This window comes from Pseudomonas sp. AGC41, from assembly GCF_057334555.1.
The window spans coordinates 105,791-114,839 of sequence record NZ_JBHFJB010000156.1 but is presented as its reverse complement, the minus strand read 5'-3'; the positions used below and the strand labels follow the sequence as shown (position 1 = coordinate 114,839).

The 9,049-nt window shown below is 62.1% G+C and carries 9 protein-coding genes; 6 read left to right on the top strand and 3 right to left on the bottom strand.

What is annotated here, in order from left to right; genetic code table 11:
* The 4 genes from recD to yfiB all read left to right on the top strand — a co-directional run.
* The coding region (gene recD, locus ACE04F_RS27030) for an exodeoxyribonuclease V subunit alpha (RefSeq protein WP_486110623.1) at positions 1 to 1,510 on the top strand (1,510 nt) is incomplete at its 5' end.
* Positions 1,511 to 1,643: 133 nt separating this feature from the next.
* On the top strand, positions 1,644 to 2,219 hold the full coding sequence (yfiR, locus tag ACE04F_RS27025) for a regulatory sequestration protein YfiR (protein ID WP_486110622.1): 576 nt from the start codon (positions 1,644 to 1,646) through the stop codon (positions 2,217 to 2,219).
* Entirely contained in the window at positions 2,216 to 3,484 is a 1,269-nt protein-coding gene (gene dgcN / locus ACE04F_RS27020; protein WP_486110621.1) for a diguanylate cyclase DgcN/YfiN, read from the top strand. The genes yfiR and dgcN overlap by 4 nt, the downstream gene beginning before the upstream one ends.
* A gap of 5 nt (positions 3,485 to 3,489) precedes the next feature.
* Positions 3,490 to 3,993, top strand: coding sequence for an outer membrane lipoprotein YfiB (yfiB, locus tag ACE04F_RS27015; protein ID WP_486110620.1), 504 nt, complete (start codon positions 3,490 to 3,492; stop codon positions 3,991 to 3,993).
* Here yfiB and ACE04F_RS27010 read toward each other — a convergent pair.
* Positions 3,990 to 4,937, bottom strand: coding sequence for a LysR family transcriptional regulator (locus tag ACE04F_RS27010; RefSeq protein ID WP_486110619.1), 948 nt, complete (start codon positions 4,935 to 4,937; stop codon positions 3,990 to 3,992). The genes yfiB and ACE04F_RS27010 overlap by 4 nt on opposite strands.
* Positions 4,938 to 5,076: 139 nt before the next feature.
* Between ACE04F_RS27010 and ACE04F_RS27005 the strand changes: the two genes are divergently transcribed.
* Positions 5,077 to 6,603: a CoA-acylating methylmalonate-semialdehyde dehydrogenase gene (locus ACE04F_RS27005; protein WP_486110618.1), complete on the top strand. Its 1,527-nt coding sequence runs from the start codon at positions 5,077 to 5,079 to the stop codon at positions 6,601 to 6,603.
* 10 nt (positions 6,604 to 6,613) lie between these two features.
* Positions 6,614 to 7,510 carry a 3-hydroxyisobutyrate dehydrogenase gene (gene mmsB, locus ACE04F_RS27000; RefSeq protein WP_486110617.1) on the top strand — a complete coding sequence of 299 codons (897 nt, stop codon included), beginning with the start codon at positions 6,614 to 6,616 and terminating at the stop codon, positions 7,508 to 7,510.
* A gap of 176 nt (positions 7,511 to 7,686) precedes the next feature.
* Here the strand turns inward: mmsB and ACE04F_RS26995 are convergent, their stop codons facing one another.
* The gene (locus ACE04F_RS26995; RefSeq protein ID WP_003177747.1) at positions 7,687 to 8,031 is read right to left on the bottom strand and encodes a cupin domain-containing protein; all 345 of its coding nucleotides are present in this window, start codon (positions 8,029 to 8,031) and stop codon (positions 7,687 to 7,689) included.
* A 96-nt stretch (positions 8,032 to 8,127) separates the two neighbouring features.
* The gene (locus tag ACE04F_RS26990; protein WP_486110616.1) at positions 8,128 to 9,009 is read right to left on the bottom strand and encodes a LysR substrate-binding domain-containing protein; all 882 of its coding nucleotides are present in this window, start codon (positions 9,007 to 9,009) and stop codon (positions 8,128 to 8,130) included.
* Positions 9,010 to 9,049 lie beyond the last annotated feature (40 nt).

Sequence of the window (9,049 nt, the reverse complement as noted above, 5' to 3'; positions counted from 1 at the left end):
GGCCAGCACGACCGGCCCGATCGACTGGCAGAAGCTGGCTTGCGCGCTGGCGACGCGGAGCGCTTTCAGCATCGTTACCGGCGGCCCGGGCACGGGCAAGACCACCACGGTCGTGCGCTTGCTTGCCTTGCTGCAGGCACCTGCCGTCGAGGCGGGGAAACCGCTGCGGATTCGCCTGGCCGCACCGACCGGCAAGGCCGCTGCGCGGCTGACCGAGTCGATCAGCCAGCAAGTCCGGACGCTGGATGTGATCGATGCCGTACGCGAGCGGATTCCCTGCGACGTCACCACGGTGCATCGCCTGCTCGGCAGTCGTCCTGGCACCCGACATTTTCGCCACCATCGTGGCAATCGATTGCCGTTGGATGTGCTGGTGGTCGATGAGGCGTCCATGATCGATCTGGAAATGATGGCCAATCTGCTGGACGCGCTGCCGTCCCATGCCCGGTTGATTTTGTTGGGCGACAAGGACCAGTTGGCTTCCGTGGAGGCCGGCGCGGTACTGGGGGATCTGTGTCGGGATGCCGAGGACGGCTGGTATAGCCCACAGACGCGCGCCTGGCTCGAGTCCGTCAGCGGCGAGAGCCTGGCGGCGAGCGATCTGAAACAGGATCTCGACGACACTCATCCCCTTGCGCAGCAAGTGGTGATGCTCAGGCATTCCCGACGCTTTGGCGAAGGCAGCGGTATCGGCCAACTGGCCCGACGGGTCAATCGGCAACAGCCTGAAGAAGCCCGTCAACTGCTGGAGGAGGGCCAATATGCCGACCTGTTCTCCCTGGCGCTGAAGAGCCAGCACGACGGGACGCTCGAGCGCTGGTTGCTCGATGGTCGACCCGGTGGTCCGCAGGGCTATCGGCATTATCTGAGCCTGCTGCGACAGCGACGTCCGGACATTTCTCGCCCGCTGGAGGACAGTTGCTGGACTGATTGGGCGCGTGAGGTCTTGTCGGCCTTTGACGAGTTCCAATTGCTCTGTGCCGTACGCAAGGGACCGTGGGGCGTCGAGGGGCTGAACCCGCGAATCACCGCTGCGCTGCTCAAGGCTCGCCTGATCGATAGCGATCACCAGTGGTATGAGGGGCGTCCGGTACTGATGACTCGCAACGACTACGGGCTGGGATTGATGAACGGCGATATCGGGATCGCCCTCAAGTTGCCCGAGCGTGACGGTCCTGACGCGGGCAAGCAGGTCCTGCGTGTTGCCTTCCCTCGTAACGATGGTCGGGGTGGTGTGCGTTTCGTCTTGCCCAGCCGCCTGAACGACGTGGAAACCGTTTACGCCATGACGGTGCACAAGTCCCAGGGTTCGGAGTTCACCCACACGGCTTTGATTCTTCCGGATGCCCTGAACCCGGTTTTGACCAAGGAATTGGTATACACCGCCATTACCCGAGGCAAGCAGTGGTTCAGCCTGATAGAGCCGCGCACGGGAATATTTGAAGAGGCGGTTCGGCGCAAGGTCAAGCGTTTAAGCGGGCTGATGCTGGAGTTGGATGGAAACGACTGAAGCTCGGGTTTGCCTGTTTGTTCAAAGGTCGTGATTAGTCTGTTTTCTGACGGAAATTTGCGTAGGACTCTGTCTCGCTGGCTTTTTGACACTGTGCTATCGTTTCGCACTAATCCACACCAAGAGATTCTCCATGGAAGCGGCGGTTCGGGAGGCGGCGCGCAACAACGGCCGCAGGCATTATGTGCTTGCCGGTCTGCTGTGCTTGCTGTCGCCTGCGGTTGCGGCCCAGGACCCGACCTCTACCACCCGGGCCGAGCAGCGGGCCGAAGCGGTCACCCAGGTCGTGTTGGGGATTCTCAGCTACGCTCGCTGGCCTGTTGAGCCGACGCAGCTGCAGTTGTGCATTGTCGGTCCGACTCAATACACCGACGATCTGGTCAAAGGCACCACCCAGGCTACCGGCAGGCCTGTGACGGTACAGCGCTTGCTGGCCGATCATCCCGGCATCGCGAGCGATTGCAACGCCGTCTACATCGGTAGGCTGACCAGCGAGGAACGTTCCCGATTGTTTGCGTCGCTGATCGGCAAGCCGGTGTTGAGCATCAGCGAAGGCGGCGACCAATGCACCGTGGGCAGCCTGTTTTGCCTGCGGGTTGGAGATGAACAGGTGTCGTTCGAGGTCAACCTCGATTCGGTGGCGCGCAGCGGTGTACGCATCCATCCGAGCGTCCTTCAGCTGTCACGCCGCAGGCCCGCCGCGCCATGAACTCGTCCAGATCACGAGTTCGCCCCACGTTGGGCTCGGTCATCGGTCGCGGTCATCTGATCGTCGCGCTGGTGGCGATTACCATGGCCAGCGTCTCCCTGACCTTGCTGGGTGTGCTTGCCTTGCGGGTCTATGCCGACCACAACTTGCACCTGATTGCCCGTTCGATCAGCTACACCGTGGAGGCGGCCGTGGTTTTCGATGACGCCGCGGCGGCCACCGAAGCGCTGGCCCTGATTGCTTCCACCGAAGAAGTTGCCGACGCCCAGGTCTTCAATGAAAGTGGCCGCCTGTTGGCGCACTGGCGGCGACCGGAAACCGGTCTTCTGTCGGAGCTGGAAATGCACATCGCCAAGGCATTCCTGGAAAAGCCCATCAGCCTGCCGATCGTCCACCAGGAACAAAACATCGGCAGGATCCTGCTGGCCGGGCATGGCGGTAGCCTGTTGCGCTTTCTGCTCAGCGGTCTGGCCGGGATCATCCTGTGCACGGCGGTCAGTGCCTGGGTCGCGCTGTATCTGGCAAGACGTCAGTTGCGAGCGATTACCGGACCTTTGCGCAGCCTGGCGGAAGTGGCCCACGCCGCCCGTTGCGAGCGCGCTCTGGACCGACGGGTGCCACCGGCCGATATCGCCGAACTGGATAACCTGGGCAACGACTTCAACGCGCTGCTTGCCGAGCTGGAATCCTGGCAGACCCATCTGCAAAGTGAAAACGAAACCCTGGCCCACCAAGCCAGCCACGACAGCCTGACCGGGTTGCCGAACCGGGCCTTTTTCGAAGGAAGGCTGATCCGTGCCTTGCGCAATGCCAACAAGCTCGACGAGCAAGTGGCCGTCCTCTACCTGGACAGTGATCGTTTCAAGGGCATCAACGACAACTTTGGTCATGCCGCCGGCGACGCGGTGTTGACCGCCGTGGCGACCCGAGTCCGGGCGCAGTTGCGTGAGGATGACTTGGTGGCGCGCCTGGGCGGCGACGAATTTGCCGTGCTGCTGGCGCCGTTGCACAAGACCGAGGATGCCGAACGGATCGCAGAAAAAATCATCGCCAGCATGGAGATGCCGATTCAATTGCCCGGCAATGCCTCGGTCTTGACGTCCCTCAGCATCGGCATTGCCGTTTACCCCGATCATGGCGCCACGCCCGGCGCCTTGCTCAGCGCCGCCGACGCGGCGATGTACCAGGCCAAACGCCTCGCCCGAGGCGGCCAACACACGGCTGGGTCGGAGCACCCGGTCGCGGATCTTCAAACCAGGAGCTGATTTGCATGCTTTCCAACTCGCTTTTTTCTCTGCTGCGTTACGCAGCATTTTTGTTCATCGCCTGTTTTACCGTCAGCGGATGCCAGACGGCGCCACAAAAAGGACTGAGCCCAGCGCAAATCACTGTCCTCAAGGAGCAGGGGTTCAAATTGACGGACGAAGGCTGGGCCTTCGGACTTTCGGGCAAGGTGCTGTTTGGCAGTGACGTGGAAAGCCTGAACCCGGCCAGCACCGAGATCGTCGAGCGGATCGGCAAGGCACTGCTGGGCGCGGGAATCGAGCGGGTACGTATCGACGGTCACACCGATGCATCGGGCTCCCAGGCCTATAACGAACAACTGTCGATACGTCGGGCCGAAAGCGTTGGCAAGGTTCTCAGAGGCGTGGGCATGCGCGAAGAAAACGTCCAGCTGCGCGGCCTGGGCAGCAGCCAACCCGTCGCCTCTAACGACACAGCCAACGGACGCACCGAAAATCGTCGCGTGGCCATCGTGGTCATCGCCGACTAATCGGCAAACACCATCTCCCTGCTCTCGCCCATGAGCAACGGCCGGTTCTGCTCGGTGACTTCCCGGATGTAATCCCACAACAGGGTGATCCGCTTGAGCTTCCTGAGGTCTTCTCTACAGTACATCCAGAATTGCCGGGTGACCGTGATCTCCTCCGGCAGCACCGGCAGCAGGCGTGGGTCTTGGGCGGCCAAAAAGCACGGCAGGATCGCCAGTGACCGGCCTTGCTGCGCCGCGACGAATTGCGCGATCACGCTGGTGCTGCGCAGATGGGCGTGGGCGCCGGGCAATACGTTGGCCAGGTAGAGCAGCTCGGAACTGAACGCCAGGTCATCCACATAGCTGATGAACGAATGCTTGTTCAGGTCTGCCGGGCGGTGGATGGGTGGGTGATTGTCCAGGTATTGCCGGGTTGCATAAAGCTGCAACCGGTAGTCGCAGAGTTTGCAGCACACGTACGGTCCGTGTTCCGGGCGCTCAAGCGCGATGACGATATCGGCTTCGCGCTTGGAGAGGCTGATGAAGTGCGGCAGCGGCAGAATGTCCACCGAGATCGCCGGGTACGCATCGACGAAGTGGCTCAACTGCGGAGTGATGAAAAAGCTGCCGAAGCCTTCCGTACAACCCATGCGCACATGCCCGGACAGCGCGACGCCTGAGCCTGAAACCTGTTCGCAAGCGATGTGCAGCGTGCTTTCGATCGACTCGGCATAGCCCAGCAACCGTTGGCCTTCAGCCGTCAGGACAAAACCGTTGGTCCGGGATTTTTCGAACAGCAGCGTCCCCAAAGAAGCTTCCAGCGAGCTGATGCGTCGCGACACCGTGGTGTAGTCGACGGCCAGACGCTTGGCGGCCGTGCTGGCCTTGCGGGTGCGAGCCACTTCGAGGAAAAACTTGAGGTCATCCCAATTCAGCGACCCTAAGGAGGTGATGTTTTTTTGCATGATGGACCGGTTTTTATGTGCGTTCTTATTAGAAGTTTGCACATCTATACTCCAAAAACCGTCTCATCACCAAGGAGCCTGTTGGCCTTGGTCGTTGCTGAACCAGCGCATCCCTATAAGAACAATCCCGGAGGCCAGCATGAACGTTTCCCTTACGCCCAGCGACACAGCCCTGCAAACCGTCAGATTGCTGATCGATGGCGAGTGGGTCGAGTCCCAATCCAGCGAATGGCACGACATCGTTAACCCGGCCACCCAACAAGTGCTGGCGAAGGTACCGTTTGCCACGGCCTCGGAAGTCGATGCCGCCATCGCCGCAGCCCAGCGTGCTTTCCAGACCTGGAAGCTGACACCGATCGGTGCGCGGATGCGCATCATGCTCAAGCTCCAGGCGTTGATCCGCGAGCATTCCAAGCGCATCGCCGCTGTGCTCAGCGCCGAACAGGGCAAGACCATCGCCGACGCAGAGGGCGATATTTTCCGTGGCCTGGAAGTGGTCGAGCACGCTTGCTCCATCGGCACCCTGCAAATGGGCGAGTTTGCCGAGAACGTCGCCGGTGGGGTGGATACGTATACCTTGCGCCAGCCGATAGGTGTGTGCGCGGGTATCACCCCGTTCAATTTCCCGGCGATGATCCCGCTGTGGATGTTCCCGATGGCCATCGCCTGCGGCAATACGTTCGTGCTCAAGCCGTCGGAGCAGGATCCGCTGTCGACCATGCTGCTGGTGGAGCTCGCCATCGAGGCCGGTGTACCGCCAGGCGTGCTGAACGTGGTGCACGGCGGCAAGGATGTGGTGGATGCGCTTTGCACTCATCAGGACATCAAGGCCGTTTCCTTCGTCGGCTCAACAGCGGTCGGCACTCATGTCTATGACCTGGCGGGTCGCCATGGCAAACGCGTGCAATCGATGATGGGGGCCAAGAACCACGCGGTGGTGCTGCCCGACGCCAATCGCGAACAGACCCTGAACGCCCTCGTCGGTGCCGGTTTCGGCGCGGCGGGCCAGCGTTGCATGGCCACTTCAGTGGTGGTGATGGTGGGCGCGGCGAAACAATGGTTGCCGGAGCTGAAGGCGCTGGCGCAGAAACTCAAGGTCAATGCTGGCAGCGAGCCGGGCACGGATGTCGGCCCGGTGATTTCCAAGCGAGCCAAGGCGCGCATCCTCGAATTGATCGAAAGCGGCGTGCAGCAAGGCGCGAAGCTGGAGCTGGACGGCCGCGACATCAGCGTTCCGGGCTACGAGCAGGGCAACTTCGTTGGTCCGACGCTGTTTTCCGGCGTAACCACCTACATGCGCATCTACACCGAGGAAATTTTCGGCCCGGTGCTGGTGGTGCTGGAGGTCGATACCCTCGATCAAGCCATCGCCCTGGTCAACGCCAATCCGTTTGGCAACGGCACCGGCCTGTTCACCCAGAGCGGCGCGGCGGCGCGCAAATTCCAGAGCGAAATCGATGTCGGCCAGGTCGGTATCAACATCCCGATCCCGGTGCCGGTGCCGTTCTTCAGCTTCACTGGTTCCCGCGGCTCGAAACTCGGCGACCTCGGCCCTTACGGCAAACAAGTGGTGCAGTTCTACACTCAGACCAAGACCGTCACCGCGCGCTGGTTCGACGATGACAGCGTCAACGACGGTGTGAACACCACCATCAACTTGCGTTAAGGAGCCGGACATGAACATCGCATTTATCGGCCTCGGCAACATGGGCGCCCCGATGGCGCGCAATCTGCTCAAGGCCGGCCATTCGCTGAACCTGTTCGACCTGAACCAGGCGGTGCTGGCCGAACTGGCGGCGCTGGGTGGCACCATCAGCGCCTCGCCTCGCGATGCGGCCCAGGGTGCGACGCTGGTGATCACCATGCTGCCGGCCGCTGCTCATGTGCGCAGTGTCTGGCTGGGCGAAGACGGCGTGCTGGCCGGTATCGCCGCCGGCCCGCCGGCGGTGGATTGCAGCACCATCGATCCACAAACCGCCCGTGACGTAGCGGCTGCCGCGGCGAAACAAGGCGTGGCGATGGCCGATGCGCCGGTCTCGGGCGGCACTGGCGGCGCGGCGGCGGGCACGTTGACCTTCATGGTCGGCGCCACGCCTGAGCTGTTCGCCACCCTGCAACCGGTACTGGCGCAAATGGGCCGTAACATCGTGCATTGCGGCGAAGTCGGCACCGGGCAGATCGCCAAGATCTGCAACAACCTGCTGTTGGGAATTTCCATGGTCGGCGTCAGCGAGGCCATGGCCTTGGGCGACGCCTTGGGCATCGACACCCAGGTGCTTGCCGGCATCATCAACAGTTCGACCGGTCGATGCTGGAGTTCCGATACCTACAACCCATGGCCCGGCGTGATCGAAACGGCTCCGGCGTCACGTGGATATAGCGGCGGTTTTGGCGCGGACCTGATGCTCAAGGATTTGGGCCTGGCCACCGAAGCCGCGCGGCAGGCCCGTCAGCCGGTGATACTGGGGGCGGTGGCGCAGCAGTTGTACCAGGCGATGAGCCAGCGGGGCGAGGGCGGCAAGGATTTCTCGGCGATTGTGAACAGCTATCGCAAGCCGCAGCAGGATCAGTGATATCGAGGGGCTTTTGTGGCGAGGGAGCGGCTCCCGCTTGGATGCGAAGCGGCCATGAAAATTGGGGTTGCTGCGCAACCCAGCGGGAGCAAGCTCCCTCGCCACAGGGTTTCGCATTCCAGATTTGAAAGTTGTTTGCCGAGCGACCATGTCGGGTGGTCCCTCGGCTTTTTTGTTCAGGCAAACACGAAATATTTACGCACGGTCTCGACCACTTCCCACGTGCCTTTCATGCCTGGCTCGACGACAAAAATATCACCGGCGCGCAGATGGATCGGCGCCATGCCGTCCGGGGTAATCACGCAGTAGCCTTCCTGGAAATGGCAGTATTCCCACTTCACGTAGTCCACCCGCCACTTGCCTGGCGTGCAGATCCAGGTCCCCATGATCTTGCTGCCGTCTTCGCTGGTATAAGCGTTGAGGTTGACGGTGTGCGGGTCGCCTTCGAGTTTTTCCCATTTGCAGGCATCGAGTACGGGCAGCGGATGGGTATCGCGCAAGACGGTGATGGGGGCGGTCATGTGAGCTCCGAAGGGGCAGAAAAGAACCTGCACCCTAGCGTGGAGAGGGACCAGGCAGATGCCTGAACTCGACACCGGGCTGCCCAGAAGCGCGCATCATTCGGCCAGATGCCGAGCCAAGGCCTTGGCGTAGGCCGGCAGACGTTCGAAATTCCGTGCGCAAAGCAACAGCGCCCGGTGCGCCCAGGCCTCCTGCAGCGGCACGCAGTGGTATGAGGATTGGGGTGGACGGCGTTCGATAGCGGCCTTCGGCACGACGGCAATACCCGCGCCATGGGCGACCATGCGGATCACCCCGTCGAAGCCCTCGGCGCGAATGCGGATCTGCATGCGCATACCGGTGTGCAGCGCTTGTTCCTCCAGGTAGATCGCCAGCGCGCTGGTGGCGTTCAGGCCAACGTAGTCGTGGTGGAGGGTCTCGCTGAAGCTCGGCGTGCGGCCGTCAGCCAAGGGATGCCCCGACGGTAGGACCAAGACCAGTGGATCGTCACGAAAAGGCCAGGTCTGAAGGCCAGCGGTGTCCACCGCGTCGGAAACGATACCCAGGTCTGCCGCGCCCTGGCGCAACGCATGGGTGATCCGTGAGCTGGGCAATTCCTGCTGGTCAATGTCCAGGTTGGGGTGGCTGTTGAGGAAACCGGCCAGCAGTTCGGGCAGGTATTCGGTCATCGCGCTGGTGTTGCACAGCAGTCGCACCTGGCCTTTGACGCCTTTGGCGTATTCGGCCAGGTCCTGTTGCAGATGGTCGGCGTGCTGCAGCAAGACCCGGGCATGCTGGGCCAAGGCTTTGCCGGCCGGCGTCGGAGTGACGCCGCGCCGCCCGCGTTCGAGCAGGTCGATGCCCAGGGACGCCTCCATGGCGCGAACCCGGGCGCTCGCCGCCGCCAGGGACAGATGGCTGCGAACGGCGCCGGCGGTGATGTTGCCGGTGTCGAGGATGTTCAGGTAGAGGCGCAGGTCGGTGAGATCGAAGTGCATGGGATGCTCTATGAGTCTGCGGTAGCTGGTTTATCGCGTT

Excerpts from the sequence above, each read along its gene's own strand:
- yfiR (WP_486110622.1), top strand. The coding sequence starts at position 1,644 with ATGGAAGCGGCGGTTCGGGAGGCGGCGCGCAACAACGGCCGCAGGCAT.
- dgcN (WP_486110621.1), top strand. The coding sequence starts at position 2,216 with ATGAACTCGTCCAGATCACGAGTTCGCCCCACGTTGGGCTCGGTCATC.
- yfiB (WP_486110620.1), top strand. The coding sequence starts at position 3,490 with ATGCTTTCCAACTCGCTTTTTTCTCTGCTGCGTTACGCAGCATTTTTG.
- ACE04F_RS27010 (WP_486110619.1), bottom strand. The coding sequence starts at position 4,937 with ATGCAAAAAAACATCACCTCCTTAGGGTCGCTGAATTGGGATGACCTC.
- ACE04F_RS27005 (WP_486110618.1), top strand. The coding sequence starts at position 5,077 with ATGAACGTTTCCCTTACGCCCAGCGACACAGCCCTGCAAACCGTCAGA.
- mmsB (WP_486110617.1), top strand. The coding sequence starts at position 6,614 with ATGAACATCGCATTTATCGGCCTCGGCAACATGGGCGCCCCGATGGCG.
- ACE04F_RS26995 (WP_003177747.1), bottom strand. The coding sequence starts at position 8,031 with ATGACCGCCCCCATCACCGTCTTGCGCGATACCCATCCGCTGCCCGTA.
- ACE04F_RS26990 (WP_486110616.1), bottom strand. The coding sequence starts at position 9,009 with ATGCACTTCGATCTCACCGACCTGCGCCTCTACCTGAACATCCTCGAC.